Origin of the sequence: Amycolatopsis sp. MEPSY49, assembly GCF_051337345.1 — a bacterium.
In the GTDB taxonomy this organism is placed as follows: Bacteria; Actinomycetota; Actinomycetes; order Mycobacteriales; family Pseudonocardiaceae; genus Amycolatopsis.
Genome location: NZ_JBDLYJ010000001.1, coordinates 397,179 through 423,232, shown reverse-complemented (window position 1 = coordinate 423,232; position 26,054 = coordinate 397,179). Strand labels below are relative to the sequence as shown.

The following is a 26,054-nucleotide window of genomic DNA, read 5'->3' as shown; positions in this document are numbered from 1 at the left end:
CTTGACCTCGACGTCCGTCGCGTGCAGGCTACTGGTCAGACCAGTGTACCTACCTGGAGGCCAGATGAAAGCCCGGATTCCCGTGCTGGCAGCGGCGCTGCTGCTCGTGGTGTCCGGCTGCTCGGCGGGCTCGTCGGCGAGCGTTTCCGCTGGTCCGGACACGCTTTCCGTCGGCTTCACCGCGGAGCCGGCGAACTTCGACTTCACCCGGACCGATGGCGCCGCGATCCCGCAGGCGCTGCTCTACAACGTCTACGAAGGCCTGGTGAAGCTCGACTCGCAGGGTCGCGTGGTGCCGCTGCTCGCGAAGTCGTGGACGATCAGCCCGGACCGTCGCACGTACGACTTCCAGCTGCGGCCGGGCGTGAAGTTCAGCAACGGCGCGCCGTTCACCGCCGAGGACGTCAAGTTCTCCCTGCTGCGCGTGAAGACCGACTGGACGATCTCGATCAAGTCCACGATGGACGTCGTGGACCACGTCGACGTCGTCGCGCCGGACCACGCGCGGGTCGTGCTCTCGAAGCCGTCCAACGGCTGGCTGTTCAGCCTGACCAGCCGGGTCGGCGCGATGTTCAGCCCCACCGGCGTCGCCGACCTGGCGAACAAGCCGGTCGGCACCGGGCCGTACGTCGTGGCGGCGCGCAAGCGCGGCGACTCCGTGGTGCTCAAGGCGAACCCCGGGTACTGGGGCCGGAAGCCGGCGTACTCGACGGTGGTCCTCAAGTACATCAAGGACCCGACCGCGCTGAACAACGCGTTGTCCAGCAACGGCATCGACGTCATCTCGGCGATCACCGCACCCGACTCGATCCCGCAGTTCCAGGCCGACGACCGGTTCCAGGTCGTCCAGGGCACGTCGAACAGCGAGGTCACGCTCGCCATGAACAACCAGCGCGCGCCGCTGAACGACGTCCGCGTGCGCCAGGCGCTGACGTACGCGATCGACCGGAAGGCGTTGCTGGACACGGCGTGGGCCGGCCGCGGCACGCTGATCGGCAGCATGGTCCCGCCGACCGATCCCTGGTACGAGGACCTGTCGAACGTCTACCCGTTCGACCCCGCGAAAGCGAAGGCGCTCCTGACGGAGGCGGGCGCGACGAACCTGAACCTGCGGATGCGGATCCCGAACCTGCCGTACGCGGTGTCGGCCGCGCAGGTCGTGCAGTCGCAGCTCGCCGACGTCGGCGTGCGGACGACGATCGAACCCCTCGACTTCCCCGCGGTCTGGCTGAAGCAGGTGTTCACCGACCACGACTACGACCTGTCGATCATCCAGCACGTCGAAGCCCGCGACATCACGACGTTCGGGAAACCGAAGTACTACTGGGGTTACGACAGCAAGCGCGTCCAGCAGCTGCTCGCCGAAGCCGACAGCGGGACGCCGGAGCAGCAGGTCGCCGACATGAAGCAGGTCGCGCGGCAGCTCAACACCGACGCCGCCGCGGACTGGCTGTTCCTGTTCCCCAACGTGATCGTCGCGAAGGCGAAGGTCGGCGGGTTCGTGCAGAACCAGGTCAGCGAGTCGTTCGACCTCACCGGGCTGGCGCCGCGATGACGGCCAGGGTGCTGCGCCGGGTGGCGATCTTCGTGGTCAGCGTGCTGGTCGCGTCGATCGTGGTGTTCCTTTTCATGGCTGTGCTGCCGGGCGATCCGGCGCAGGTCGCGCTCGGCGTCAACGCGACGCCGGAGCTGCTCGCCAAGACCCGCGCGGAGTTCGGCATCGACCGCCCGCTGGTCACGCAGTACTTCGACTGGATCGGTGGCGTGCTGCACGGCGACTTCGGCCGCTCGTACGTGACGCGCGATTCGATCGGCCCGCAGCTGCTCGACCGCCTCGGCGTCACGCTCTGGCTGGTCGGCGCCGGGATGCTGGTGGCGCTGGTGATCGCGATTCCCGCGGGCACGTTCGCCGCGGTGAAGCACCGGAAGGCCTCGGGCGCGGGCGTTTCCGGGCTGTCGCAGATCGGCGTCGCGATCCCCGCGTTCCTCGCCGGGATCATCCTGGTGCAGATCTTCGCCGTGCAGCTGCGCTGGCTGCCGTCGGGTGGGTGGACGCCGCCGGACCAGAACGCGGGCGAGTTCCTCCGCGGGCTGATCCTTCCGGCGCTGTCGCTCGGCCTGGTGCAGGGCGCGGTGCTCACGCGCTATGTCCGGTCGGCGGTGCTGGACACGCTGGGCCAGGACTACCTGCGCACCGCGCGGTCCAAGGGTTTGCGGCCCGGGCAGGCTTTGGTGCGCCACGGCCTGCGCAACGCGTCGGTCCCCGTGGTGACGGTCCTGGGCCTGCAGCTGGCGACCCTGCTGATCGGCGCGGTCGTCGTCGAGCGCGTGTTCGTGCTGCCGGGCCTGGGGTCGATGCTGCTCGACGCCGTCGCCGCCCGCGACCTGCTGACCGTGCAGGGGATCGTGCTCGTGCTGGTGGTCGGCGTGCTGCTGGTCAACTTCGTCGTCGACGTCCTCTACACCGTGCTCGACCCGCGATTGCGAGGTTCGTGATGCGCAATCTCGTGCTGGGTGGGGTGCTCGTCGGCCTGGTCGTGCTGGCCGCGCTCGTGTCGTTCTTCTGGACGCCGTTCGACCCGGTGAAGGTCGACGCGACGAACCGGCTGCTCGACGTCGGCGCGGCCCACTGGTTCGGCACCGACAAGTTCGGCCGTGACCTGCTGAGCCAGATCATGGTCGGCGCGCGGACGACGTTGTACGTCGGTGTGGTCGCGGTCGGCATCGCCGCGGTGATCGGCACACCGCTCGGCATCCTCGCCGGGATGTCGCCGCGGTGGCTCGGCGAGTTCGTCATGCGGGTCAACGACCTCGTGCTCGCGTTCCCCGCGCTGCTGCTGGCCATCATGTTCGGCGCGGTGTTCGGGGCGGACACGCTGACCGCGATGGTGGCGATCGGCATCGCGACGATCCCGTCGTTCGCCCGGATCGCCCGGTCCGGGACGCTGCAGGTGATGAGCACGGAGTTCGTGCTCGCGGCGCGCGCCGGCGGCCGGTCCCGCCTGACGATCGCGGTGCGGCACGTGCTGCCGAACATTTCGGGCCTGCTGATCGTGCAGGCGTCGGTGTCGTTCGCGATCGCCGTGCTCGCCGAAGCGGCGCTGTCGTTCCTGGGCTTCGGCACGCGGCCGCCGACGCCGTCGTGGGGCCGGATGCTGCAGGAATCGCAGGAACTGCTGACCGTCCACCCGCGGCTGGCGCTGGTGCCCGGCATCGCGATCGCCGTGGCCGTCCTCGGGTTCAACCTCCTCGGCGACGGCCTGCGCGACCGCCTGGACCCCCGATTGGCGGCGAAGGTATGACGCTTTCGGTTTCCGGGTTGCGGGTTCGTGAGCTGGTCAAGGACGTCTCGTTCGAGATCGGCGCGGGTGAGCGCGTCGGCCTGATCGGCGAGTCCGGCTCCGGGAAGTCGTTGACGGCGTTGTCGATCATGGGTCTGTTGCCGGAGGAACTCCACGCGTCCGGCTCGGTTTCCTTGAACGGCCGCGAACTGCTGGGAATGTCCGAAAAGGACCTTTCCCGGCTGCGCGGCGACGAACTCGCCATGGTGTTCCAGGAGCCGATGACGGCGTTGAACCCGGCCATGCGCGTCGGCCGCCAGGTCACCGAACCCGGCCGCGTCCACGGCCGCCGTCACCGCGCCGAAGATCTGCTGGCCGCGGTCGGCCTGGCGGGTACGGCTCGCGCGTACCCGCACCAGCTCTCCGGCGGGCAGCGGCAACGGGTCGTACTGGCGATGGCGCTGGCCAACGAGCCGTCGCTGCTGATCTGCGACGAGCCGACGACCGCTCTCGACGTCACCGTCCAAGCCCAGATCCTCTCGCTCATCAAGACGAAGCTTTCACGTGAAAGCTCGCTCTTGTTCATCACGCACGACCTCGCGGTGGTCGCGTCGGTGTGCGAGCGCGTGCTCGTGATGCTGGACGGCGAGATCGTCGAAGCGGGCTCGACGCGCGAAGTCCTGACGTCGCCTTCGCACGCCTACACGCGGAAGCTGCTGGCCGCCTCGGACCTGGAGGCCCGCCGATGACCATCATCGAAGTCCGCGACCTCGAACGCCGCTACGCCCGCCGGGACGTCCACGCGCTGCGCGGCGTCAGCTTCGACGTCGAGGCGGGGCAGCGGTTCGGCATCGTCGGCGAATCCGGGTCGGGCAAGTCGACGCTGGTCCGGCTGCTGGCCGCGCTCGACAAGCCGACCGCGGGCACGGTCTCGTTCCAAGGCCGGCGCATCGACAACCTGCCCGAACGCAAGCTCGGCTTCCTGCGCTCGGAGCTGCAGATCGTCTTCCAGGACCCGATGGGCTCGCTCGACCCGCGGATGCGCGTGCGGGACATCATCTCCGAGCCGCTCGGCCACCGCGAGCCCGATCGCGTCGCCGAGCTGCTCGCCGCGGTCGGCCTGCCCGCCGACGCCGCGCAGCGGTACCCGCACCAGTTCTCCGGCGGCCAGCGGCAGCGCATCTCGATCGCCCGCGCGCTGGCGCCGAACCCCAGCGTGCTGATCGCCGACGAGCCGGTCAGCGCCCTCGACGTCTCCGTGCGCGGCCAGATCCTCGACCTGCTCGCGTCGCTGGTGGACCAGTTCGCGCTGACGCTCGTCTTCGTGTCGCACGACCTCGGCGTCGTCCGGCACGTCTGCGATCGGGTCGCGGTGATGCGCCGCGGCGAGATCGTCGAGCTGGGCGACGTCACGCAGGTCTATGACGCGCCACAGCACGAATACACGCGAGAACTCCTCGAAGCCGCGCCGAACCTGCGCGCGGAGCTGGCCCGGTTGAGCGGAGGTGACGATGCCTGACTACCCCGAGGGACTCCCGATCGGCACCGGCTGGGTGTCCACTGTGGACGCCGTAGAAATCGTTTTCCCGTACGACGGGAGCGTGATCGGCACCGCGCCCGTCGGCACGCCCGAGCTGGCTACGCGCGCCGTTGACGAGGCTGTCGCCGTCGCGCGCGAAGTGGCTTCGCTCCCTTCGCGGACGCGCCGTGCTCTGCTGAACGACGTCGCGGCCGCTCTTGCCGCGCGCCGGTCAGAGTTCGAAGACCTGCTCGTGCTGGAGACCGGGAAGCCGCTGGTCGACTGCCGCGTCGAGGTCGCGCGCACGATCGTCACCTGGGAAGCCGCGGCCGAAGAGGTGTCCCGGTTGCACGGCGAAACCGTGCCCCTCGATCTTTTGCCGTCGGGCGACGGACTGGTCGGGTTCTGGAAGCGCAAGCCGATCGGGGTGGTCGTCGGCATCGCGGGGTTCAACTACCCGCTGCTGCTGGCGTCGCACAAGATCGCGCCCGCCATCGCCGCCGGCTGCCCGGTGATCGTCAAGCCCGCGCCGCAGACGCCGTTGGCCACGCTCTGGCTGGTGCACCTGGTCCGGCAGCTCGCCCCGCTGCCGGCGATGGTCCAGCTGGTCACCGGCGACGCGTCGGTTGGCGCGGCGTTGACGACCGACCGCCGGATCGGCGCGGTGTCGTTCACCGGCTCGGCCGCGGTCGGGCACCGCATCGCCCGTGACGCGGCCCCGACGAAGACGCTGCTGGAGCTGGGTTCGAACGCGGCCCTCGTGGTCGCCGACGACGCTGACCTCGAAGCGGCAGTGGATGCCGTGCTGCGCGGCGGCTTCTACGCGTCCGGCCAGGCCTGCATCTCGGTGCAGCGCGTGCTGGTCGTCGCGTCGGTGGCTTCGGACTTCACCGAACGGTTGCTGGCGCGGCTCGACGAGGTCGTCGTCGGCGACCCGCGTGACGAGAAGACGCGGGTGTCCGCGCTGATCGACCCCGCTTCCACCGACCGCGTCGCCGCGTGGATCGAGAAGTCCGGCGCTCGCCGGGTCGGCGGCGGTGTCGAGGGCACCGTGCTGCGCCCGACGGTCCTCCTCGACGTCCCGGACGGCGTCGAGGCCTGGGACGAGGAGATCTTCGGCCCGGTCGTCTGCGTGCGCACGGTGTCCGATGTGGACGAGGCCTTCGCCGCGGTGAACGCGTCCCGGTACGGCCTCCACGCCAGCGTCTACAGCAAGTCCTTGAACACGGCGTTCCGCGCGCTGGACGAGCTGGAGGTCGGCGGGGTCGTCGTCAACGAAGTGCCCGGCTTCCGCTCGGACACCATGCCGTACGGCGGGGTGAAGGACTCCGGCATCGGCCGCGAAGGTCCGCGGTTCGCCGTCGAAGAGCTGACCGTGACGAGGATGGCGGTGCTGCGCCCGTGAACTACTCGACGTTGTTCCGCTTGGACGGCCGCCGGGCCGTGGTCCTCGGCGCCGGCGGCATCGGCCGCGAAGCCGCGCGAGCCCTGGCCGCGCACGGCGCTGACGTCGTGTGCGCCGACCGCGACCTCGAAGCCGCGCGCGAGGCCGGTGTCGGCAAGGCGTACGAGATCGACCTCCTCGCGCCGGGCGCGGTCGACCGCGCGGCGACGGAACTCGGCCCGCAGGACATCGTCGTGCTGACCGCCGCGACGAACGTCCGCAAACGCTTGCTGGACTACACGCGGGAGGAGTTCGACCGCGTCATCGCGCTGAACCTCGGCGTCACGTTCGAGGTCGTCCGCGTCTTCGGCGCGGACATGGTCGCGCGCGGGCGGGGGAGCATCATCGGCTTCTCGTCGATCCGCGGGACGACCGTCGAACCCGGTCAGGGCCCGTACGCGGCGACGAAAGCGGGGCTCGTCCAGCTGTTCCGCACGGCCGCGGCGGAGTTCGGCCCGGCCGGCGTGCGGGTCAACGCGATCGCCCCCGGCGTCGTCGAGACCCCGCTGACCGCGCAGATCAAGGCGAACCCGGAGTGGTACGTCGCGTACGCGACGAAGGGCGCGTTGGGGCGCTGGGCGCGTCCGGACGAGCTGGCCGGCGCCGTCGTGTACCTCGCTTCGGATGCTTCGTCGTTCGTGACCGGCTCAGTGCTGGCGGTGGACGGTGGCTGGACCGCCGTCGACGGCCGCTTCGAACCGCCTGCTTCCTGAGGAGCGTTCATGACCGAGCTGCCCGATCTGACCGCCGTCGAACTCGTCGCGCAGTACCGCGCGAAGACGCTCTCGCCGGTCGAGGTGACCGAAGCGGTTCTCGCGCGCATCGAAGCGCGAGAGCCGGAGCTGCACGCGTTGTACGCGTACGACCCTTCAAGCGCGCGTGAGGAAGCGAAGGCCGCTGAAGCGCGCTGGCACGCCGGCGAACCGCTGGGCCCGATCGACGGCGTCCCGCTGACGCTCAAGGAGAACATCGCGACCCGCGGCACCCCGGTCCCGCTGGGCACGGCGGCGACCGCTCTGGTGCCGGCCGCCGAGGACGCCCCGGCGGCCGCGCGCGTCCGCGAGTCCGGCGGCGTCCTGCTGGCCAAGACGACGATGCCGGACTACGGGATGCTGACGTCCGGCCTGTCGAGCTTCCACGAGACGGCGCGGAACCCGTGGCTGACCTCGGCGTCACCGGGCGGTTCGAGCGCGGGCGCGGGCGCGGCGGCCGCGGCGGGGTACGGCCCGCTGCACGTGGGCACGGACATCGGCGGCTCGATCCGGCTGCCCGCGGGCTGGTGCGGCCTGGCCGGGCTGAAGCCGAGCTTCGGCCGGGTGCCGGTCGACCCGCCGTTCCTCGGCCGGGTGGCGGGCCCGATGACCCGCACGGTCGCGGACACGGCGTTGCTGATGAGCGTGCTGTCGGCGCCGGACGCGCGTGACCACCTGAGCCTGCCGCCGGCGGACCTGCCGTGGTCTTCCCTGGACTCTTCCCTGGCCGGCTTACGCGTCGGCCTGCACCTGGACCCGGGCGTAGGTCTCCCGGTGGACCCGGCCACGCTCGACGCGGTGACGGCGGCGGCGCGAGCCTTCGAGACCGCGGGCGCGATCGTCGAGCCGGTCGAACCGTTCCTGACCCGCGAGATGCTCAACGGCCTGGACGTCTTCTGGCGCACCCGGGCCTGGTCGGACATGGCGGCGTTGCCGGCGGACCGCCGGGCGAAGGTCCTGCCGTACATCGCGGACTGGGCCGCGGGCGGCGCGCAGGTGTCCGGAGTGGACGCGTACCGCGGCTTCGCCCAGATCGACGCGATCAGCGTCGCGGCCCTGCGCGCGACTTCGCCTTACGACGTCGTGCTGTCGCCGACGTGCCCGGTGGCGGCCCCACCGGCGGAGTGGGCGTCGCCGACGAACGACCCGGCGCGGCCGTTCGAGCACATCGCGTTCACGGTCCCGTACAACATGTCCGGCCAGCCGGCGGTGTCGGTGAACTGCGGCTACACGGACGACGGCCGCCCGATCGGCCTCCAGCTCAGCGGCCGCCGCTTCGACGACGTCGGCGTCCTGCGCGCGGCAGCGGCGTACGAGCAGCTCCGCGGCCCGCAGCGGCCCTGGCCGATCGGATAGGGAAGAAACCGGGGCCCCGCGGCGAAGTGGAGGGGAAGCTGTCGCCGACGGGAAGGAACCCCATGACAGAGGCAGCCCCGGTGACTGGCGCCGATCAGTTCACCGAGGCGCACGATCGCCACTTCGCCGAGGTCTACCGCTACATCGCCGGCCGGCTCGGTACGCAGGTCGCGGAGGACGTCGCCGCCGAGACGTTCCTGGTGGCGTTCGACCGCCGCAAAACGTTCGACCCCGCCCGCGGCGACCTGCGTGCCTGGCTGTTCGGCATCGCGACGAACCTGGTGTCGAGACACCGCCGCAAGGAAGCCCGCCACTACCGCGCGCTCGCGCGGATCGAGGTGCCCCGGCCCGCCGAGGGACACGAAAACTCCGTCGCCATCAGGGGACAGCTGGGAAAAGCGTTGTCGCGGCTGACCGCCGGGGAGCGGGACGTCCTGCTGCTCGTGGCCCTCGCCGACCTCGGCTACGCGGAAGTCGCCGAGGCGCTCGGCATCTCCCCGGGCACGGTGGGCTCCCGGCTCACCCGCGCCCGCAAGAAGCTCGCTCCCGTTCTCGCCCCGGAGGCCACCGATGAATGACCTCGAATCCCTGCGCACGGCACTCCTGCCCGACGAGCCCGCCCAGGACGTCGTCGACCGCAGCCGCCACCGGCTGCGCAACCACGCGCTCGGCCGGCGCCGCAAGCGAGTCTCCCCACTGGTGGTCGGCACCGGGCTCGTCGCGGCCGCGGCGGCGGTCGCGGCAGTCGTGGCGACCGTGCCCGGCCCGCCGGCCCCACCGCCGCCTCCCCAGGCGGTGGCCCCGGTCTACACCGGCCCGCAGGTCCTGCTGGCGGCGGCCACGGCCGCCGAGCGCACCCAGGTCGGCACCGGCAAGTACTGGCACACGACGACGAAGGTGGGCAAGGCGACCTGGGAGTACTGGACGACCACCGACGGGCAGGAGTGGTACCGCGACGAGAACCGCCACGGCAAAGCCGAACTCATGCCCCGCGCCCGGCCCATCCGCATCAACGGCGACGACGACGTCACCCTCAGCACGATCTTGGCGCTGCCCCCGGACCCGGCAGCCCTGCGGACCTGGCTCACGGACGGGCTGACGCGCCACGGGGTGCCCGCGAACCAGCTCGGCTTCGCGGTGCTCGACGGGTTGATCGACCTGGTCTCCACGGTGCCGGCGCCCCCGGCGGTCCGCGCCGCGGCGTTCCGCGCGATAGCCGCGTACCCGGGTGTACACGCGCTGGACGACCGAAGCGTCCGGCTACCGGGCGGCGGCCGCCTCGTCGTCGACCCGGCGACCGGCCGGGTGGACAGCTCATCGGTGTTCCTGGACTGGACCGGCAAGCCGGTCCACAACGCAAACGGCGACACGTACGCGGTCAGTGGCGAATGGACGGACGACCTGCCGAAGTGACCTCAGCTCTTGACGGCCTCGGCCAGCGCCAGCACCCTCCGCGCGTTGTCGACGTGCAGGTTCTCGATCATCCGGCCGTCCACAGTCACCACACCGCGGCCCGCGGCGCGAGCCTCCTCGAAGGCCTCGATGATCCGCCGCGAGCGGTCGATCTCCTCTTCCGACGGCGCGAAGATCCGGTTGCACGGCTCGACCTGCGCGGGGTGGATGAGCGTCTTCCCGTCGAAGCCGTACTGCCGCCCCTGCTCACACTCCGCCTCGAACCCTTCAAGGTCCTTCACGTCGTTGTAGACGCCGTCGAGGATGACGCGACCCGTCGCCCGCGCGGCCAGCAGGCACAGCGACAGCCCGCCCAGCAATGGCCCGCGACCCGGGACGAACTCCGCGTGCAGCTCCTTTGCCAGGTCGTTCGTACCCATCACCAGCACCGTCAGCCGCTCGGACGCCGCCGCGATCTCCTCCGCGTGCAGCATCGCGACCGGCGTCTCGACCATCGCCCAGATCTTCGTGTGGTCCGGCGCCCCGCCGAGCTCCAGCGCGCGCTCGATGTTGTGTACCTCGGCCGCCGAATTCACCTTCGGTACGACCACCGCGGCCGGGCCCGCCGACGCGGCCGCGCGCAGGTCCGCGTCGTGCCACTCGGTGTCCAGCCCGTTGACCCGGATCGTCACCTCGCGCGAGCCGTACGAACCGACGGCCGCGCACACGCGTTCGCGCGCGGCTTCCTTGGCATCGGGGGAGACGGCGTCCTCGAGGTCGAGGATCAGCGCGTCCGCCGGGATCGTCTTGGCCTTCTCCAGCGCTCTCTCGTTCGCGCCGGGCATGTAGAGGACAGAGCGCCTCGGCTTCACTTCGGTCATCCGAGGGCCTCCTTGGTGGCCGCGTCGTAGGCCGCGGCGAGTTCGGGGTCGTCCGCCGCGAGGGCGTCGGCCAGTTCGGCGACCACGCGGCACTGCTTCACCGACGCGTCGTCCTGCATCTTCCCGTCGATCATCACCGCGCCCGTGCCGTCGCCCATCTCGGCGATCACCCGGCGCGCCCAGGCCACATCGGACGGCGAAGGCGAGAACACCTTCTTCGCGATGTCGATCTGCACCGGGTGCAGGCTCCACGCGCCGACGCAGCCGAGCAGGAACGCGTTGCGGAACTGGTCCTCGCACGCGACGACGTCGCGGATGTCCCCGAACGGCCCGTAGTACGGCAGGATCCCGTGCATCGCGCACGCGTCCACCATCCGCGCGACCGTGTAGTGCCACAGGTCCTGCTGGTACGTCGTCCGGCCTTCGTTCAGGTCGTCGCCGGTCGGGTCGGTGCGCACCAGGTAGCCGGGGTGCCCGCCGCCGACGCGGGTCGTCTTCATCCGGCGGCTCGCGGCCAGGTCCGCCGGGCCGAGCGAGATGCCCTGCATGCGCGGGCTCGCGCCGGCGATCTCCTCCACGTTGGCCACCCCGCTGGCCGTCTCGAGGATCGCGTGCACCAGCAACGGCTTCGTCAGGCCGGCGCGCGCTTCGAGCTGGGCCAGCAGCCGGTCGACGTAGTGGATGTCCTGCGCGCCCTCGACCTTCGGCACCATGATCACGTCGAGCTTGTCGCCGATCTCGGTGACCAGCGTGACCAGGTCGTCGAGCACCCACGGCGAGTCCAGGCTGTTGACGCGCGTCCACAGCTGCGTCTTCCCGAAGTCGTTGGCCTTCGCGATCGAGACGAGCCCGGCGCGCGCGGCCTCCTTGCGGTCGGCGCGCACGGCGTCCTCGAGGTTGCCGAGCAGGACGTCGACCTTCTTCGCGATGTCCGGCACCTTGGCCGCCATCTTCTCGTTGCCCGGGTCGAAGAAGTGGATCATCCGGGACGGCGTCACCGGGATCTCCCGCACGGGAGCGGGCGCGCCCAGGGCGAGCGGGGCGAAGAAGTCCTTCGGGGAGCGCATCGGTCCTCCACGGCGACGACTAAGTGACTGATCGGTAACTTTAGTCGCGGGGCCGCGTCACCGCTGCGGCGCAAGTCACCGCCATGTGGGTGACGGCGGACAACCGCAGCTCAGCGGCCCGCGTCCACTGTGGATTTTCCCGGTATTGCGCCGAACGGGCTAGTCGGACCGGGTTTGGCGATTCCTGCCCCGGGTAGTCGGGTGGAACCGTTCCGTAGTGCCACTCACCCCGCGATCACTCGGTTGGCCGCACCGTTCGACCGAAGTCGGATGACCGCCTACCGACCGGTCATCGACCGCTGGGCGCCGCCGATCGCAGCCACTCGCACTACCCGGCGACGCCGCGCCGCCGCGCTGTTAGACAGGTTGAGTGCCGGTTTCCCCCGGTCACGAAGCGGTGCAGGTTAGAAGGAGGCGGACTCGTGGCGGCTACACCTCAGAACACCGAGCGCTCGACGGTCGCCGGTGGCGCGAAGCGCAGCCGGTCGATGCCGAGCCGCGTGGTGCCGCCGATCGAGCTCCCCGCGAGCGTCGACGAGCTCGCGCGCGCCGCCGCCGCCCAGCTGGGCTGGAACGGCGTCGTCCTCCCCGAGATCACGATCCTGGGCCGCAAGGTCTGCGTGGTCGCCAAGCTCCGCACCGACGTGCACGCCGAGCGCATCGCGATGGGTGCCGGCCCGGTGGCCGACCGTGCCACCGTCGACACCTGGACCTGGCCGGAGCTGGCCGGAACCGCCCCCGCCCCGGCCGCCGAGATCGTCGGCGTCCTGGCCGTCGCGCGCCACTGGCGCACCGCGATGGCCTCCGCGGTTCCGTTCGCCCGCTACGGCGAGGCCGCGATGGTGCTCCCGTCGCCGGCGATCCTCACCGAGGACTACGTCGGCAACTGCCTGCCGCGGGCCCGCGCGTACGGCCTCGCGGTCGTGACGGCCGACCCGAACGCGGTCGTCGACCTCGACCTCGAGGGCCGCACCGAGCGCGTCCTGCTCGCCGAGGACCCGGTTTCCCGCCTGGTGAACGAGCTGGTCTACGACCACCTGCTCCGGACCGCGGAGGCGCCCGCTTCGCACTAGTCTCGGCACCATGCGAGTCGTCATTGCTGGTGGACACGGTCAGATCGCGCTGCGGCTGGAGCGGCTGCTCGCCGCGCGCGGGGACGAAGCGGTCGGCATCATCCGGAACCCCGCCCACGCGGCGGACCTCGAAGCCGCCGGCGCCCAGGCCGTAGTGCTGGACCTGGAGAATTCCGATGTGGACGCCGTCGCCGAGGTGCTGAAGGGTGCCGACGCCGCGGTGTTTTCCGCGGGCGCGGGCCCGGGCAGCGGCACCGCCCGCAAGGACACAGTGGACCGGGGCGCCGCGGCGCTGTTCGCCGAAGCGGCCGAGCGCGCGGGCGTCCGGCGGCACCTCCAGGTCGGCTCGATCGGCGCCGACAACCCGGAGAACCCCGACGTCACCGAGGAGTTCCGGCACTACCTGCGCGCCAAGCGCGCGGCCGAGGACGACCTCAAGGCGCGCGACCTCGACTGGACGATCCTCCGGCCCGGCTCGCTGACCGACGACCCCGGCACCGGCCTGGTCCTGCTGGCCGAGCAGACCGGCCGCGGCCCGATCCCGCGTGACGACGTCGCCGCGGTGCTCGTCGGCCTGCTGGACGCACCCGAGACCGCGCGGCGCACCCTGACGCTGATCTCGGGTGAAGACGCCATCGGCGAAGCGATCTCCGCGCTGTGATCACGCAGGCTTCCAGGGAAATCGCCGTCTTCAGCGGCAGCGCGCACCCCGAGCTGGCCGAAGAGATCTGCGCCCACCTCGGCGTCCCGCTGCAGCCGGCCGAGGTCCGGCGGTTCGCGAACGACTGCCTCGAGGTCCAGCTGCAGGCCAACTGCCGCGAGCGGGACGTCTTCATCATCCAGCCGCTGGTCAAGCCGGTGCAGGAACACCTCGTCGAGCTGCTGCTGATGCTCGACGCCGCGCGCGGCGCGTCGGCGTCCCGGATCACCGCGGTGATGCCGCACTACTCGTACGCGCGCTCGGACAAGAAGGACGCGCCGCGCATCTCGATCGGCGGCCGCCTGGTCGCCGACCTGCTGACCACAGCGGGCGCGAACCGCGTCCTGGCGATGACGCTGCACTCGCCGCAGGTCCACGGCTTCTTCAGCGTCCCGGTCGACCACCTGCACGCGCTGCAGGAGCTGGCCAAGCACTTCCGCCAGTACGACCTTTCGCGCACCACGGTCGTCTCGCCCGATCTGGGCAACGCGAAGGAGGCGTCGCACTTCGCGCGGCTCCTCGGCGCCCAGGTCGCGGCCGGCGCGAAGGAGCGCTTCCCCGACGACCGCGTCCAGATCACGTCGGTGATCGGCGAGATCACCGGCCGCGACGTGATCGTCCTCGACGACGAGATCGCCAAGGGCAGCACGGTGCTCGAACTGCTGGACCGGCTGGCCGAGCTGGAGCCGCGCTCGATCCGCGTCGCCTGCACGCACGGGCTGTTCGCGGCGAAGGCCATCGAGCGCATCGGCAGCCGGCCGGAGGTGCTGGAGATCGTCTGCACCAACACGGTCCCGGTCCCGGAGGAAGAGCGCACCGAAAAGCTGAAGATCCTGTCGATCGCGCCGGCGATGGCCGAGGCGATCCGCCGGATCCACAACGGCGAATCCGTGTCGGCGCTCTTCTAGGCCGGGCCGAGCACGCGGTCCAGGTAGGTGTTCGTGAAGACGCCGTTCGGGTCGGTTTCCTTGCGCACGCGCAGGAAGTCGTCGAAGTGCGGGTAGCGCGAGCGGAGGACGCCGGCGTCGAGGTCGTGCATCTTGCCCCAGTGCGGGCGGCCGCCGACCGCGCCGGCGATCTTCTCGAACGCGCTGAAGTACTCGCGGTACGGCATGCCGACGAACTGGTGGATGGCGATGTAGGCGGAGTCGCGGCCCTGCGCGGTCGACAGCCAGATGTCGTCGGCCGCGGCGACGCGCACCTCGACCGGGAACATCACCGGGTCCGTCAGCGTCGGCACTACCGCCCGTAGTTCGGCGAGCACGTCGAGCACTGATTCACGTGGAACAGCGTATTCCGTTTCGGTGAAGCGGACATTGCGCGCGGTGACGAAGACCCGGTGGGAGACGTCGCTGTACTCGCGTGCGGAGAGGACGTTCGAGGCGAAGCTCCCGAGCGACGGCACGAGCCGCGGCATCAGCCGACCGGTCCGGCAGAGCCCGCCGAACGCGACGTTTTCCATGATCTGGTAGTCGACGAACTCGCGAACCTTGCTCAGCGGCTCGGCCGTTTCGCACCGGTTGTTGCGCTTGACCAGGGCGTTCTTGCCGTAGGGGAACCAGTAGAACTCGAAGTGCTCGTTCTGGTCGGCGAAGTCGTGGAAGCCCTCGAGGACCTGCTCCAGCGGCTCCGGCCGTTCCTGCGCGCGCAGGTAAAAGGACTTTTCGCAGCGCAGGGTCACGGTGGTGATCACGCCGAGCGCGCCGAGGCCGACGCGGGCGGCGGCGAAGAGGTCGGGTTTTTCGTCCGCCGAGCAGGAGACGACCGAGCCGTCCGCGAGGACGAGTTCGAGCGCGGCGATCTGTGTGGCGATGCCGCCGAGGCGCGCGCCGGTGCCGTGGGTGCCGGTGGAAATCGCGCCGGCGATGGTCTGCGCGTCGATGTCGCCGAGGTTGGTCATGGCGAGCCCGAGCGCGTCGAGTTGGGCGTTGAGCTGCTTGATCGTGGTGCCCGAGCGGACGGTGACGTGCCCGGTTTCCAGGTCGACGCGCTCGATGCCGGTCCAGTGGCGCAGGTCGAGCGCGTCGGAGTCGGCGACGGCGATCGCGGTGAACGAGTGCCCGCTGCCCCAGGGTCGCACGGTCCGGCCGGCCGCGGCGACGCCTTCGACGGCCGCCGCGATCTCGGCCGCGCTGCGCGGCTGGTGAACGTGCTGCGGCGAGGCGGACGCCGTGCCCGCCCAGTTGGTCCACCGGGTCATGCGCGCACCCTCCATCGGTCGAGTGCCCGAAACAGTATGTGAACAGTATTCGCGTTTCAAGCCTTCGTGTCGTACTTTAGACCTCGTGACCAGTGCGACGGTGTACGACTTGGCGACCAAGGACCTCGATCCACCCTTGGCCGTGGTCGACTTGGCGGCGTTCGACGCGAACGCCGACGACCTCCGCCGCCGCGCGGCGGGCAAGCCGATCCGGGTGGTCAGCAAGTCGGTCCGCTGCCGGGCGTTGCTGGAGCGCGTGCTCGCGATGCCGGGCTTCGAGGGCCTGATGTGCTACTCGCTGGCGGAAGCGATCTGGCACGCGGAGCTGGGCACGACCGATGACATCGTCGTCGCCTACCCGACGGCCGACCACGAAGCCCTGCGCCGCTTGGCCGCGTCGGAGAAAGCCCGGGCGGCGATCACGATCATGGTGGACTCGCCGGCCCACCTGGACCTGGTCGACGCGGCCCTCGGCCACGGCCACCCGGAGATCCGGGTCTGTCTGGAACTGGACGCGTCGTGGCGCCCGCTCCCGGGAGTCCACGTCGGCACGCGGCGGTCCCCGATCTTCACGCCGAAGCAGGCATCGACGTTCGCCCAGCAGGTACTGGCCCGCCCGGGCTTCCGCCTGGTGGGCGTGATGGCGTACGAAGGCCAGATCGCCGGCCTCGGCGACGCGGCGGGAGCCCGCCTGAACCGCCTGGTGATCGGCTGGATGCAGCGCCGTTCGGCGACGGAGCTGAACCGCCGCCGCGGCGAGGCGGTCCGCGCGGTCCAGGCGGTGACGTCGCTGGAGTTCGTGAACGGCGGAGGCACGGGAAGCATCGAGTCAACGGGAGCGGACGCGGTGGTCACGGAGATCGCGGCGGGCTCGGGCCTGATCGGCCCGACGCTGTTCGACGGCTACTCCCGCTTCAGCCCCCGCCCGGCAGCGTTGTTCGCGCTGCCGGTGGTGCGCCGGCCGACTCGCAAAATCGCCACGCTGTTCTCGGGCGGCTACATCGCTTCGGGACCGGCGGGTGCTTCCCGGGTCCCGCAGCCGTACTTGCCGACGGGTCTGAAGCTGCTGGGTTTCGAAGGCGCGGGCGAGGTCCAGACGCCGGTGACGGGCCGAGCGGCGCGTTCACTACAGCTGGGCGACCGGGTGTGGCTGCGGCACGCGAAGGCGGGGGAGCTGGCGGAGCGGTTCACGCACTACCACTTGGTGATGGGCGACCGGGTGGAGCGAACGGTCCCGACGTACCGAGGCGAGCACCAGAACTTCGGCTGACCCCGGGGCTCACCTGCCGTCGGGGACGAGTCCCCACACGGCACGCACCCCTCACCGACCGGGCCCACACGCAGCCCACCCTCCCCGGGGAACCCCCACATCCAGTCTATCGGCGCCCACCGACAAACCGGCCCCGGACACCCGAGTTGTCCACAGCTGTGCATACCTGTGGACAACTTCTGTGGACAGCTACGAACGCTCCCCGAACCGCGCCGCCAAGTACCCCTTGACCACGTACTTGGCCTCAGCGACGATCTTCTCGTCGCCCCGAGGCTCCTTCCGGAACGCCAGCTTCAGCAACGCGTCCGCCACCTCGTTGGCGATCCCGATCGCGAACCGCAGATCCTCGACCGGCCGATCCACCTGCGTCGCGACCAGATCCGTCAGCGAATCCACGATCACCGCGTTGTTGTCGCGCGTCTCGTCCAGCAACTGCCGGTCGATGATGTCGCCGAAGTGGACCTTCGAAAAGCCCGGCATCGTCCGGTGCATCTCCAGGTAGATGTCGAGGATCGAGTCCACGACGTCCCACCAGTGCTCCGGTCCCAGCTGCTTCAGGCGCTCGTTCACCGCGCCCACGAAGCGCTCCAAGTTCCTCGCCGTAAGCGCTTGCACGACCGCTCGCTTGTCCGGGAAGAACTGGTACAGCGAACCGACCGCCACGCCCGCTCGTTTGGCGATCAGGGTCGTCGTCAGTGCGTCGTAACCGAGTTCGTCGATCAGCGCCGCGCTCGCGTCGAGCATCTGCTCGACTCTCTTCGCGCTTCGCTGCTGGACCGGCTGACGGCGCAAGGGGGTGGCTTCTGCCGGCACCTTCGCGGCCTGGATGTCGGACACGGCGCTCCTCCTCGTCTGATCTGGGACTTTATCGTGCCGACGGGCTTCCCCACGGACGAGTGAAGACCTAGTATATGAGAACTTTTCATGTTCACCCGTACGGGTGGCCTGACGAAGGGGTCAGCACCGGTGCAGAACCCGATCTTCCCGCCCGATTTCCTCTGGGGTGTCTCCACTTCGGCGTTCCAGATCGAGGGCGCCACCAGCGAAGGCGGGCGCGGACCGTCCATCTGGGACACATTCTCCGCGACCGAGGGCAAGATCGCCCGCGGGGAAAAAGCGACCGTAGCCGCCGATCACTACCACCGCTACCCCGAAGACATCGCGCTGATGGCCGAACTCGGCGTCGGCGCCTACCGGATGTCCATCGCCTGGCCGCGGATCCAGCCCGATGGCAAGGGCGCGCCCAACCCCGACGGACTCGGCTTCTACGACAAGCTCATCGACGCCGTCTGCGAAGCCGGCATCGCTCCCGCCGTCACGCTCTACCACTGGGACACCCCGCAAGCGATCGAGGACGACGGTGGCTGGCTCTCCCGCACGACCGCTGAGCGCTTCGCCGAGTACGCCCACATCCTCGGTGAGCGCTTCGCCGATCGGGTGAAACTGTGGATTCCGCTCAACGAGCCCATGGTCATGTCCATCTTCGGTTACGCCATCGGTGAGTACGCGCCCGGTCAGACGCTCCTGCTCGACGCCATCCCGACCGCGCACCACCAGAACCTCGCGCACGGACTCGCCGTCCAGGCCCTCCGCGCGGCCGGTGCGACGAACATCGGGACCGCCAACAACCACTCGCCGATCTGGCCCGCCGACGAAACCGACCACGACGCCGCCGAGTGGCTCGACGCCCTGCTCAACCGCCTCTTCGCCGACCCCGTGCTGCTCGGCAGCTACCCCGAGCAGCTCCACCAGCACCTGCCCGCCGGGTTCGCCGGCGACCTGCCCACCATCGCGCAGCCGCTCGACTTCTACGGCGTCAACTACTACGAGCCGCAGGGCGTCGCGAAGCCCGGGCCGGGCAATCCGCTGCCCTTCGAACTTCGCCCGATCGAGGGCTACCCGATGACGACGAACGACTCGCCGATCGTCCCGCACGCCCTGCGCGAGCTGCTGCTCGACTTCCACCGGCGCTACCGCGACAAGCTGCCGCCCATCCAGATCACCGAGAACGGCTGCAGCTTCGCCGACGTCGTCGCCGAGGACGGCGGCGTGCACGACCCCGAACGGATCGACTTCCTGCACAGCCACCTCGTCGCGCTGCGGGAGGCGATGGACGCCGGCGTCGACGTCCGGGGTTACTTCTGCTGGTCCCTGATGGACAATTTCGAGTGGTCCAAGGGCTACGCGCCGCGCTTCGGCCTGGTGCACGTCGACTACGAAACCCTGCGGCGCACGCCGAAGGACTCGTTCCACTGGTACCGGAAGCTGGTGCGCCATGAGCAGTGAAACGACCCAGGCCCTGCCGGAGGCGCTCGCCGAGCCCGTCGTGCGGGTGCGGCCCGGCTGGATGAGCCTGCTGTTCTTCGCGAACATCGCGCTCTGGCTGGGCATCTACGCGCCGATCCAGGTGCTGCTGCCGCAGCAGGCCGAACTGCTCGACCAGGCGAACAAGGAGTTCGTGCTCGGCCTGGTGATGGGCGTCGGCGCGATCGTCGCGCTGGTCGTCAACCCGGCCATCGGGCTGCTGTCCGACCGGACGACCTCGCGCTTCGGCCGCCGCCACCCGTGGACGGTCATCGGCGCCGCCGTCGCGACCGTCGGTTTGCTCGTGCTGGCCTTCGCGCCGACCGTCGCGGTCCTGATCGTCGGCTGGTGCCTCGTCCAAGCGGGCCTCAACGGCATGCTCGCCACCCTCATGTCCGCCATCGCCGACCGCGTCCCGGTCGGGCAGCGGGCGCAGGTCGGCGGGCTCGTCGGGATCGCGCAGATGCTCGGCACGGTGCTCGGCGCGGTCGTGGTCGTCGTGATGCTCGGCATCGCCGGGATTCCGCTGGCCTACGCGGTTTGCGCGGTGATCGTCGTCGCCGGTGCCGCGTTCTTCGTGCTCCGGACGCCGGACGCGCGCCTGCCGGTCGAGTACCGGCCGTCGTCCCAGGTGGGCGAGGTCCTGCGCAACCTCTGGGTCTCGCCGCGGCGGCACCCGGACTTCGCGTGGGCCTGGTCGTGCCACTTCATGATCAATCTCGGCAACGCGTTCGGGACGCTCTACCTGCTGTTCTTCCTCAAGGACGCGGTGCACTACGAGGACCCGGACACGGGCCTGCTCATCATGATGGGGCTGTACGGCGTCGCGCTCGTCCTCGGTGCCGTGCTCGCCGGCCACTTCTCGGACAAGTCCGGACGGCGTAAGCCGTACGTCCTCGCGGCCTCCGGGGTGATGGCATTGGCCGCTTTGCTGCTGGTCGTCTGGCAGAGCTGGCCGGTCGCGCTCGCCGCGTCGCCGCTGCTGGGCGTCGGCTTCGGCGCGTACATGGCTGTCGCCCTCGCGATGCTGACGCAGGTCCTCCCGGCGGCGCAGGACCGCGCGAAGGACCTCGGCGTCATCAACATCGCGAACTCGCTGCCCCAGGTGGTCGCGCCGCTGCTGACGCCGCTGGTGCTGGCCTACCTGGGTGGCTATCCCGGCCTGTTCGGGGCTTCGGCCGTCGCGACGCTGCTGGCCGCGGTGCTCGTGCTGCGCGTGAAGGCGGTTCGCTAGAACTTGGAACCGCGGGCCGGTGCCGGTCGGGGGAGGGGAGTGCAACGGCACCGGCCCGCGGAATTCGAGGGCCGCACTGCTTCGGATCAACAGCAGGGCGGGCAACGCGGGTGAACCAATGGTCCATACCGCGTGTGTTGATCAATCTAGCGGGCGATTACCGCCTGGGCTAGGCCTAACGCGTAATTTTTTCGATTAATCGCGGTGGGGACCGGGTGTGTGGCCGAGGACTGGTTCGCGCTGCTCGGGGGTGCGGGCGAAACAGTCCCCGGCCGGGCGAGAGCCGGCGCGGGTCCGATGGGGCGATCGGTCGGCCGCGCTCGCCGGATCAGGGAGGCGCCACTTTCGCTAGGAAAGTTGCGCCACTTCACGGGAACTTCACGCCACTTTCGCCACGAAAGTTGCGTCGCTTCACGTGGATTTGACGCGGTGGATCAGGCGGTGACCGCTCGGCGCGGGTTCACCAGCGCGTGGCGCCCGGTGGTCTCGGCCGCGCTCGGGGCCGGCACGCCGCGGTCCTGCGCCGGCACCGGGCTCTTGCGCCGCCCGCTCAGCCGGCTCGCCGGAGGCTGCTGCTGCGGGGCCAGGCCGCCCGCCACCAGGTGTTCGTGCGCGACCTGCCAGACCGAGCACGGCGCCTTGCAGCGGTGCCACCGGGTCGAACAGGTCGGGCAGTCGCCGCGCTCGTCGGGCTCGTGCATCTTCAGCATCGCGCGCCACGCTTCCGTCAAGCGGGGCAGTTCGGAGCGCGCGACCGAGACGAGCGACTGGGCGTCGGCGCGGTTCGCCAGGTCGGTCAGCATGTCGAGGCGCTCCCAGACCGCGTTGCGGAGGACCTGCCCGAGTACCTGATCCATGATCAGCTCACCGTTACCTTTCCGCCATCTTGGCGGCTTCGTTGAGCGCGGCGCGCAGCTGGCCGAGCTGGCCGGACGTCAACCGCGCGGTCTCGCCGGGGGGCGAGACCAGTACCACCTGGTTGTCCTCGACGAACACCGTCACCGCGCGCTCGCGGCTGATGAGGTCGCCGCACTGCACGCGCCACACCAGCTGCCCGCCCTCGTAGTGGCGGACGCTCGCGGTGCGGGGGTCCACCGCGGCGGCGGGGGTGACCGGTCGGACAGCGGAGATCGGAGAGACCGCCGGCCGCACGGCGCGGGTCGCCGTGCCGGCATGTCCCCCTGCGAACGAGTCCACGAACTCCACGCCCTTCTCCGCTCTGTCGTCCGTCTTCGGATCCGTCGGGCTCCGAAGATGCCTTCTGCAACATCCCTGCGGTTTTCGTAGCTCTCCGTGATCGCTGCCGGTGTCCGGGCGGTGACGGAGATCTGACAACTACAGTGAGGTGAAACCGGGTGCGATAGAAGGTCGAAATGGCGTCATAGCGGTGACCGGACCGGGTTCCACGGTAAGCGGTCAACGGACTTCGCCCGGACCGATCAGGGCACCAGTTCGGCTGTTCACACGGTTCCGCAGGTTTGCCTACGCTGTTTCACAGACGCCCGACCGGACAGTTGGAGGGGGCGCGATGGACGCCAGTAACGGTGGCAGTGCCGAAGCCCGGCAGAGCCACGCGGTTCCCGCTGACGCGTGGGAGCAGCCGGAGATGAGAGCGGCTCTCGCGTCCCGCGAGATCAGCGCCGTCTACCGCCTCTTGCGCAAGCACGGTGTCTCGCAGCGCCAGATCGCCGCGATGACCGGCCAGTCCCAGTCCGAGGTGTCGGAGATCCTCAAGGGTCGCCAGGTCATGGCCTACGACGTCCTCACGCGGATCGCCGACGGCCTGGGTGTCCCACGTGGATACATGGGCCTCGCCTACGACGAGGCCACGGCGATACGCGTCGTCGGCTCCGCCGACGGCCAGCAGGCTGAGGAGGACGAGTCCGTGAAGCGACGGAGGTTCCTCGCGCACGCCGCCCAGGTCACGATGGGTGCGGCGGTGTTCGGTCCGGAGTCGGGCACCTGGTCGGCCGGGCCGGCGCGGACGCCGGCGCCCGGGCGCATCGGCATGACCGACGTGCGCCAGGTGGAGGCCGCGACGCGCGCGCTCCGGGCGCTGGACTACCAGTACGGCGGCGGGTTCTGCCGCGACGCCGTCGTGGCGCAGCTGTCCTGGGGACAGCAGATGCTCGAGGCGCACGGCACCGACATCGTCAAGAACCGCCTGTACGTGGCGCTGGCCGACCTGCACTCGCTGGCCGGCTGGACGTCCTTCGACACCGGCCTGATGGACTCCGCGCGCGGGCACTTCGCGAACGCGCTGGACCTGGCCAAGCAGGGCGAGAACCACCCGCTCGTCGCCAACGTCCTCTACCGGATGGGCCGCGTCTACCTGCACCAGGACGCCCCGAACGACGCGCTGAAGCTGTTCCAGCTGGGCCAGATCGCCGCCCAGGAAAGCGGTTCCGAGCTGGCCGTCTCCGTGCTCTGCGCGAACGAGGCCTGGGCCTACGCGATGATGGGCAACGAAGAGCAGGCGGTGAAGCTCCTCGGCCGGAGCAAGGACGAGTTCGAGCGCGCCAACCTGGCCGAGGCCGAGTCCTGGGTGAAGTTCTTCACCGAGACCGACGTCTACGCCATGGTCGGCACCGTCCACACGGTCCTCGCGCAGCAGAACGCCGAGCACACGAAGTACGCCATTCCGGCGCTGACCAGGGCCGTCGAGTCCTACGACGACGAGATGGCCCGCTCCAAGACGTTCATGCTCAGCGCGCTGGCCACCAACCACCTGCTCGACGGCGACCTCGACCACGGCGCCAAGGTCGGCGGCAAGGCCATCGACTGCGCCGAGGGCATCAAGTCCGAGCGGGTCAAGGACCGCATGCGGCCCCTGCAGGACGAGGCCGAGCGCCGCCGCAACAACGCCGACGCGCGTGACCTCGCCGACCGCCTCAACGCTTTCTACGCCGCCTGACGCCGAAGGGGCCGAGACCGTCTTGGACGGCCGGTTCACCTCCGGCAAGCTGCGTGGCGTACTGGCGGCGACCTGCGCGCGGCTGGGTTTCGACCCGGCCGGCGCGCGGCTCCTGCGGTTCACCAACAACGCCGTGTACGCGCTGGTCACGGCGCCGTTCGTGATCCGGATCGTCGGCTCGACCCAGCTGCGGCACCGGGTCGGCACGGTCGTGTGCGTGGCCCGCCACTTCGAACGCCACGACGTCCCCGCGATCCGGCTGCTCGACACCGTCGAGCAGCCGATGTCCGTCGACGGCCACCTCGTGACCGTGTGGCACCAGGTGCCGAGCATCGGCCGGCCGGCGACGTCGGCCGACCTGGCCCGGCTGCTGCGCCAGGTGCACGCGCTCCCGGCGCCCGACGGCCTGGCCGAGTGGGCGCCGTTCGCCGCGGTGCGAGCCCGCGTCTCCGACGCCGAGGAACTCGGTGACGCCGACCGCGCCTTCCTGCTCGACCGTTGCGCCGAGCTCGAAGCCGCGCTGGCCGGGCTGGAGTTCCCGCTGCCCAAGGGCCTGGTCCACGGCGACGCGTACCCCGGCAACGTCATCCCCGGGCCGGACGGGCCCGTGCTCTGCGACTTCGACTCGTCGTGCGTCGGACCGCCGGAGTGGGACCTGACGCCGCTGGCGGTCGGCCGCGAACGGTTCGGCGACCCGCCGGTGCACTACCGGACGTTCGCCGCGGCGTACGGCTTCGACGTGACGTCGTGGTCCGGGTTCGCCGTGCTCCGGGCCATCCGCGAACTGAAGCTGACGACGAGCGTGCTGCCCATCCTGCGCAGCCGGCCCCAGGTGCGCCCCGAGCTGTTCCGCCGTCTGGACGACCTCCGCAGCGGCCGGACGGACGCACGCTGGACGCGTTACCGCTGAGCCGGTTCTGTCACATCATGTGACCGGCGCCACAACCTGCACGTGCATTCGCCGACTGCAGATGACCGTTCGTCGCTTCCGAAATGGGCTCTTCTCAGGGTAGAAAGTTCGGTCCAACAGGTCGCCCCCAATGGTCTACCGGTCAGCCCAATGCGCAAGTTGCAGCTACTCGGCGTGACCTGAGACGGGGTTCTACCAGCGAGGAAGGGTTTTCAGGACGCGACGACCGGCGCCCGCGTCAGCACCACGGCGAAGCCGAACGCCAGACCCATCACGGTCAGCTCGAGCGTCGCCCACGCGGCGAGCGCCGTGCGGTTGTGCCGGACGATCTGCGGCATCAGCCGGAAGCGGGTGTACGCGCCGAGCAGCGCGATGACGCCGGTGCAGAGGAACTTGAGGACGAAGAGCTGCCCGTACGGCGTCGTGAAGATCGCCGCCCAGAAGCCGATGGTCGGGTTGAGCGAGATCTCGACGAGCCCGTTGAACAGCCCGGTCGCCGCCGAGAGGATCAGGCAGAGCGTCGCGAGCTTCGAGAACCGGGGCAGCGCGTGCGCCAGCAGCGTCCGGTTCGCGACGAGGAGCACGGTCATCGCGCCGAGGCCGCCCGTCCAGGCGACCGCGCTCATGACGTGCAGCTCCATCGAGATCATCGTGTAGTCGTGGTAGTTCCAGTTCGACGCGTGCCCGGTGACCGGCAGCGGCAGCAGCGCGAACAGGCCGAGCCCGACGCGGACCTCGGCGGGCACCTTCTCACCGAAGCGCAGCGCCAGCGCGCCGATCCCGGCGTGCACGAGCGCGAGCGCGGCGACGATGACGAGTGCCTTGCCCGCCCCGACGTTCGCGATGTAGCTGCCGATGTCCCCGGCGGTGAGCGTCGACGAGCCGGGCTTGTACTCCGCGGTCTGCAGGATCAGCGCGACGACGGCGGCCGTCGCCCAGACCAGCGCGGCCGCGACGCCGGCCGGGCGCGCCAGCCGCATGACCGGCTCGGTCAGCTTCGGCCGGTCGTAGCCGACGAGCACCGACAGCAGCGCGAGGCCGATGGTCGTGACCGCGGCGAGGTCGAGCAGGACCCGCACGACCGGGATGCCGGCCGAGACCACCGCGCTCGGCTCCACGACCCCGGGGACCGGGGTGGTGGACATGAGCGCGACGCCGATCAGGGCGCCGAGCAGGCCCGCCGTCACGACGCAGAGCAGCGTCGAATAGCGGGGTTTCGCGGTGGTCTCGGCCTGCGTCATCAGTTCTTCTCTTCCACCGACCGGCCCGAGCGCAGGGCGACCGTCAGCCCGATGGCCAGCAGCACGACGGCGCCGGCGATCCAGACCCAGATCGGCACCCCGGTCGAGCCGGACTGCGGGGCCGCCTGCGACGAACTGCCCGGTGACTTCGCCGCGTCGACGGTCGCCGGCGTGCCGGTGCCCGCCGCGGTGAGGGTGAAGGAGAGCTCACCGGTCACCGGGTGGCCGTCCGCGGACAGCACCCGGTAGCCGACGGTGTACTTGCCGGCCGGGCCGAGCGGCCGCAGGGGCGCGCTGATGACGTTGTTCACCACGCTGATCGGGCCCTCGGCCCACTGGCCGCCGCCGGGCCCGGTCACCGCGATCTGGTTGACGTCCGCGCCCTGCACGTACTGGTCGAACGTCAGGCTGATCTTCTGCGGGCCGGCGGCGACGGACGAGCCGTTCGCCGGGTCCGAGGAGATCAGCACGTTGTGCGCCAGCGCCGGGGTGGCCGTGCCGAGCACGGCCACCACC

At 70.5% G+C, this 26,054-nt stretch carries 26 protein-coding genes; 18 read left to right on the top strand and 8 right to left on the bottom strand.

The window, feature by feature from the left end:
- Positions 1–64: 64 nt before the first annotated feature.
- The 10 genes from ABFJ78_RS02180 (at position 65) to ABFJ78_RS02135 (ending at position 9,765) form a co-directional block, all read left to right on the top strand.
- A complete protein-coding gene (locus tag ABFJ78_RS02180) occupies positions 65–1,555 on the top strand; it encodes an ABC transporter substrate-binding protein (RefSeq protein ID WP_436383875.1) in 1,491 nt (496 codons plus the stop codon).
- Positions 1,552–2,496, top strand: a complete 945-nt coding sequence (locus ABFJ78_RS02175; RefSeq protein WP_436383874.1) for an ABC transporter permease — start codon at positions 1,552–1,554, stop codon at positions 2,494–2,496. Before ABFJ78_RS02180 ends, ABFJ78_RS02175 begins: the two co-directional genes overlap by 4 nt.
- A complete protein-coding gene (locus ABFJ78_RS02170; RefSeq protein WP_436383873.1) occupies positions 2,496–3,302 on the top strand; it encodes an ABC transporter permease in 807 nt (268 codons plus the stop codon). Before ABFJ78_RS02175 ends, ABFJ78_RS02170 begins: the two co-directional genes overlap by 1 nt.
- On the top strand, positions 3,299–4,030 hold the full coding sequence (locus tag ABFJ78_RS02165; RefSeq protein WP_436383872.1) for an ABC transporter ATP-binding protein: 732 nt from the start codon (positions 3,299–3,301) through the stop codon (positions 4,028–4,030). Before ABFJ78_RS02170 ends, ABFJ78_RS02165 begins: the two co-directional genes overlap by 4 nt.
- Positions 4,027–4,800 carry an ABC transporter ATP-binding protein gene (locus tag ABFJ78_RS02160; protein ID WP_436383871.1) on the top strand — a complete coding sequence of 258 codons (774 nt, stop codon included), beginning with the start codon at positions 4,027–4,029 and terminating at the stop codon, positions 4,798–4,800. Before ABFJ78_RS02165 ends, ABFJ78_RS02160 begins: the two co-directional genes overlap by 4 nt.
- The gene (locus ABFJ78_RS02155; RefSeq protein WP_436383869.1) at positions 4,793–6,205 is read left to right on the top strand and encodes an aldehyde dehydrogenase family protein; all 1,413 of its coding nucleotides are present in this window, start codon (positions 4,793–4,795) and stop codon (positions 6,203–6,205) included. Before ABFJ78_RS02160 ends, ABFJ78_RS02155 begins: the two co-directional genes overlap by 8 nt.
- Entirely contained in the window at positions 6,202–6,957 is a 756-nt protein-coding gene (locus ABFJ78_RS02150) for an SDR family NAD(P)-dependent oxidoreductase (RefSeq protein WP_436383868.1), read from the top strand. The genes ABFJ78_RS02155 and ABFJ78_RS02150 overlap by 4 nt, the downstream gene beginning before the upstream one ends.
- Positions 6,958–6,966: 9 nt before the next feature.
- A complete protein-coding gene (locus tag ABFJ78_RS02145; RefSeq protein ID WP_436383867.1) occupies positions 6,967–8,352 on the top strand; it encodes an amidase in 1,386 nt (461 codons plus the stop codon).
- Between the two features lie 80 nt (positions 8,353–8,432).
- Complete coding sequence (locus tag ABFJ78_RS02140; RefSeq protein WP_436383866.1) at positions 8,433–8,930, top strand: RNA polymerase sigma factor; 498 nt, start codon at positions 8,433–8,435, stop codon at positions 8,928–8,930.
- Positions 8,923–9,765 carry a CU044_5270 family protein gene (locus ABFJ78_RS02135; RefSeq protein WP_436383865.1) on the top strand — a complete coding sequence of 281 codons (843 nt, stop codon included), beginning with the start codon at positions 8,923–8,925 and terminating at the stop codon, positions 9,763–9,765. Before ABFJ78_RS02140 ends, ABFJ78_RS02135 begins: the two co-directional genes overlap by 8 nt.
- Before the next feature lie 2 nt (positions 9,766–9,767).
- Here the strand turns inward: ABFJ78_RS02135 and ABFJ78_RS02130 are convergent, their stop codons facing one another.
- Positions 9,768–10,625, bottom strand: coding sequence for an HpcH/HpaI aldolase/citrate lyase family protein (locus ABFJ78_RS02130; protein ID WP_436383863.1), 858 nt, complete (start codon positions 10,623–10,625; stop codon positions 9,768–9,770).
- Entirely contained in the window at positions 10,622–11,692 is a 1,071-nt protein-coding gene (locus tag ABFJ78_RS02125; RefSeq protein WP_436383862.1) for an HpcH/HpaI aldolase/citrate lyase family protein, read from the bottom strand. Before ABFJ78_RS02125 ends, ABFJ78_RS02130 begins: the two co-directional genes overlap by 4 nt.
- A 422-nt stretch (positions 11,693–12,114) precedes the next feature.
- Between ABFJ78_RS02125 and ABFJ78_RS02120 the strand changes: the two genes are divergently transcribed.
- From ABFJ78_RS02120 to ABFJ78_RS02110, 3 genes are read left to right on the top strand one after another with little or no spacing between them, the layout of a single operon-like run.
- Positions 12,115–12,765 (top strand): hypothetical protein, encoded by a 651-nt coding sequence (locus ABFJ78_RS02120; protein WP_086676034.1) that lies wholly within the window; start codon positions 12,115–12,117, stop codon positions 12,763–12,765.
- A gap of 10 nt (positions 12,766–12,775) precedes the next feature.
- Positions 12,776–13,426, top strand: coding sequence for an SDR family oxidoreductase (locus tag ABFJ78_RS02115; protein ID WP_436383860.1), 651 nt, complete (start codon positions 12,776–12,778; stop codon positions 13,424–13,426).
- Positions 13,423–14,373, top strand: coding sequence for a ribose-phosphate diphosphokinase (locus tag ABFJ78_RS02110; RefSeq protein ID WP_372667624.1), 951 nt, complete (start codon positions 13,423–13,425; stop codon positions 14,371–14,373). The genes ABFJ78_RS02115 and ABFJ78_RS02110 overlap by 4 nt, the downstream gene beginning before the upstream one ends.
- Here the strand turns inward: ABFJ78_RS02110 and ABFJ78_RS02105 are convergent.
- Positions 14,370–15,665, bottom strand: coding sequence for a D-arabinono-1,4-lactone oxidase (locus ABFJ78_RS02105; RefSeq protein WP_436383859.1), 1,296 nt, complete (start codon positions 15,663–15,665; stop codon positions 14,370–14,372). The two genes, ABFJ78_RS02110 and ABFJ78_RS02105, sit on opposite strands and share 4 nt — an antisense overlap.
- A gap of 85 nt (positions 15,666–15,750) precedes the next feature.
- On the opposite strand from ABFJ78_RS02105, the gene ABFJ78_RS02100 reads away from it, so the two are divergent.
- On the top strand, positions 15,751–16,935 hold the full coding sequence (locus tag ABFJ78_RS02100) for an amino acid deaminase/aldolase (protein WP_436383858.1): 1,185 nt from the start codon (positions 15,751–15,753) through the stop codon (positions 16,933–16,935).
- A 189-nt stretch (positions 16,936–17,124) separates the two neighbouring features.
- On the opposite strand, the gene ABFJ78_RS02095 is transcribed toward ABFJ78_RS02100, so the two are convergent.
- Positions 17,125–17,772 (bottom strand): TetR/AcrR family transcriptional regulator, encoded by a 648-nt coding sequence (locus tag ABFJ78_RS02095; protein ID WP_436383857.1) that lies wholly within the window; start codon positions 17,770–17,772, stop codon positions 17,125–17,127.
- 129 nt (positions 17,773–17,901) lie between these two features.
- Between ABFJ78_RS02095 and ABFJ78_RS02090 the strand changes: the two genes are divergently transcribed.
- Both ABFJ78_RS02090 and ABFJ78_RS02085 read left to right on the top strand, forming a co-directional pair.
- Positions 17,902–19,221 carry a GH1 family beta-glucosidase gene (locus ABFJ78_RS02090; RefSeq protein ID WP_436385361.1) on the top strand — a complete coding sequence of 440 codons (1,320 nt, stop codon included), beginning with the start codon at positions 17,902–17,904 and terminating at the stop codon, positions 19,219–19,221.
- Positions 19,211–20,473: an MFS transporter gene (locus tag ABFJ78_RS02085; protein WP_436383856.1), complete on the top strand. Its 1,263-nt coding sequence runs from the start codon at positions 19,211–19,213 to the stop codon at positions 20,471–20,473. The genes ABFJ78_RS02090 and ABFJ78_RS02085 overlap by 11 nt, the downstream gene beginning before the upstream one ends.
- A gap of 434 nt (positions 20,474–20,907) precedes the next feature.
- Here ABFJ78_RS02085 and ABFJ78_RS02080 read toward each other — a convergent pair whose 3' ends face one another.
- Positions 20,908–21,330 (bottom strand): hypothetical protein, encoded by a 423-nt coding sequence (locus ABFJ78_RS02080; RefSeq protein ID WP_436383854.1) that lies wholly within the window; start codon positions 21,328–21,330, stop codon positions 20,908–20,910.
- Between the two features lie 13 nt (positions 21,331–21,343).
- Positions 21,344–21,679, bottom strand: coding sequence for a hypothetical protein (locus ABFJ78_RS02075; RefSeq protein WP_086675046.1), 336 nt, complete (start codon positions 21,677–21,679; stop codon positions 21,344–21,346).
- A gap of 322 nt (positions 21,680–22,001) precedes the next feature.
- Here ABFJ78_RS02075 and ABFJ78_RS02070 point away from each other — a divergent pair, with 322 nt between their 5' ends.
- Together ABFJ78_RS02070 and ABFJ78_RS02065 are read left to right on the top strand one after the other, a co-directional pair.
- Entirely contained in the window at positions 22,002–23,387 is a 1,386-nt protein-coding gene (locus ABFJ78_RS02070) for a tetratricopeptide repeat protein (RefSeq protein WP_372667631.1), read from the top strand.
- 22 nt (positions 23,388–23,409) lie between these two features.
- On the top strand, positions 23,410–24,297 hold the full coding sequence (locus ABFJ78_RS02065; protein WP_436383853.1) for a phosphotransferase family protein: 888 nt from the start codon (positions 23,410–23,412) through the stop codon (positions 24,295–24,297).
- Between the two features lie 212 nt (positions 24,298–24,509).
- Here the strand turns inward: ABFJ78_RS02065 and ABFJ78_RS02060 are convergent, their stop codons facing one another.
- Both ABFJ78_RS02060 and ABFJ78_RS02055 read right to left on the bottom strand, forming a co-directional pair.
- The gene (locus ABFJ78_RS02060; protein WP_436383852.1) at positions 24,510–25,538 is read right to left on the bottom strand and encodes a copper resistance D family protein; all 1,029 of its coding nucleotides are present in this window, start codon (positions 25,536–25,538) and stop codon (positions 24,510–24,512) included.
- The gene (locus tag ABFJ78_RS02055) at positions 25,538–26,053 is read right to left on the bottom strand and encodes a copper resistance CopC family protein (protein WP_436383851.1); all 516 of its coding nucleotides are present in this window, start codon (positions 26,051–26,053) and stop codon (positions 25,538–25,540) included. The genes ABFJ78_RS02060 and ABFJ78_RS02055 overlap by 1 nt, the downstream gene beginning before the upstream one ends.
- Position 26,054 lies beyond the last annotated feature (1 nt).

Excerpts from the sequence above, each read along its gene's own strand:
- ABFJ78_RS02105 (WP_436383859.1), bottom strand. The coding sequence starts at position 15,665 with ATGACCCGGTGGACCAACTGGGCGGGCACGGCGTCCGCCTCGCCGCAG.
- ABFJ78_RS02155 (WP_436383869.1), top strand. The coding sequence starts at position 4,793 with ATGCCTGACTACCCCGAGGGACTCCCGATCGGCACCGGCTGGGTGTCC.
- ABFJ78_RS02130 (WP_436383863.1), bottom strand. The coding sequence starts at position 10,625 with ATGACCGAAGTGAAGCCGAGGCGCTCTGTCCTCTACATGCCCGGCGCG.
- ABFJ78_RS02170 (WP_436383873.1), top strand. The coding sequence starts at position 2,496 with ATGCGCAATCTCGTGCTGGGTGGGGTGCTCGTCGGCCTGGTCGTGCTG.
- ABFJ78_RS02175 (WP_436383874.1), top strand. The coding sequence starts at position 1,552 with ATGACGGCCAGGGTGCTGCGCCGGGTGGCGATCTTCGTGGTCAGCGTG.
- ABFJ78_RS02160 (WP_436383871.1), top strand. The coding sequence starts at position 4,027 with ATGACCATCATCGAAGTCCGCGACCTCGAACGCCGCTACGCCCGCCGG.
- ABFJ78_RS02060 (WP_436383852.1), bottom strand. The coding sequence starts at position 25,538 with ATGACGCAGGCCGAGACCACCGCGAAACCCCGCTATTCGACGCTGCTC.
- ABFJ78_RS02180 (WP_436383875.1), top strand. The coding sequence starts at position 65 with ATGAAAGCCCGGATTCCCGTGCTGGCAGCGGCGCTGCTGCTCGTGGTG.
- ABFJ78_RS02135 (WP_436383865.1), top strand. The coding sequence starts at position 8,923 with ATGAATGACCTCGAATCCCTGCGCACGGCACTCCTGCCCGACGAGCCC.
- ABFJ78_RS02125 (WP_436383862.1), bottom strand. The coding sequence starts at position 11,692 with ATGCGCTCCCCGAAGGACTTCTTCGCCCCGCTCGCCCTGGGCGCGCCC.
- ABFJ78_RS02085 (WP_436383856.1), top strand. The coding sequence starts at position 19,211 with ATGAGCAGTGAAACGACCCAGGCCCTGCCGGAGGCGCTCGCCGAGCCC.
- ABFJ78_RS02080 (WP_436383854.1), bottom strand. The coding sequence starts at position 21,330 with ATGGATCAGGTACTCGGGCAGGTCCTCCGCAACGCGGTCTGGGAGCGC.
- ABFJ78_RS02145 (WP_436383867.1), top strand. The coding sequence starts at position 6,967 with ATGACCGAGCTGCCCGATCTGACCGCCGTCGAACTCGTCGCGCAGTAC.
- ABFJ78_RS02165 (WP_436383872.1), top strand. The coding sequence starts at position 3,299 with ATGACGCTTTCGGTTTCCGGGTTGCGGGTTCGTGAGCTGGTCAAGGAC.
- ABFJ78_RS02070 (WP_372667631.1), top strand. The coding sequence starts at position 22,002 with ATGGACGCCAGTAACGGTGGCAGTGCCGAAGCCCGGCAGAGCCACGCG.
- ABFJ78_RS02115 (WP_436383860.1), top strand. The coding sequence starts at position 12,776 with ATGCGAGTCGTCATTGCTGGTGGACACGGTCAGATCGCGCTGCGGCTG.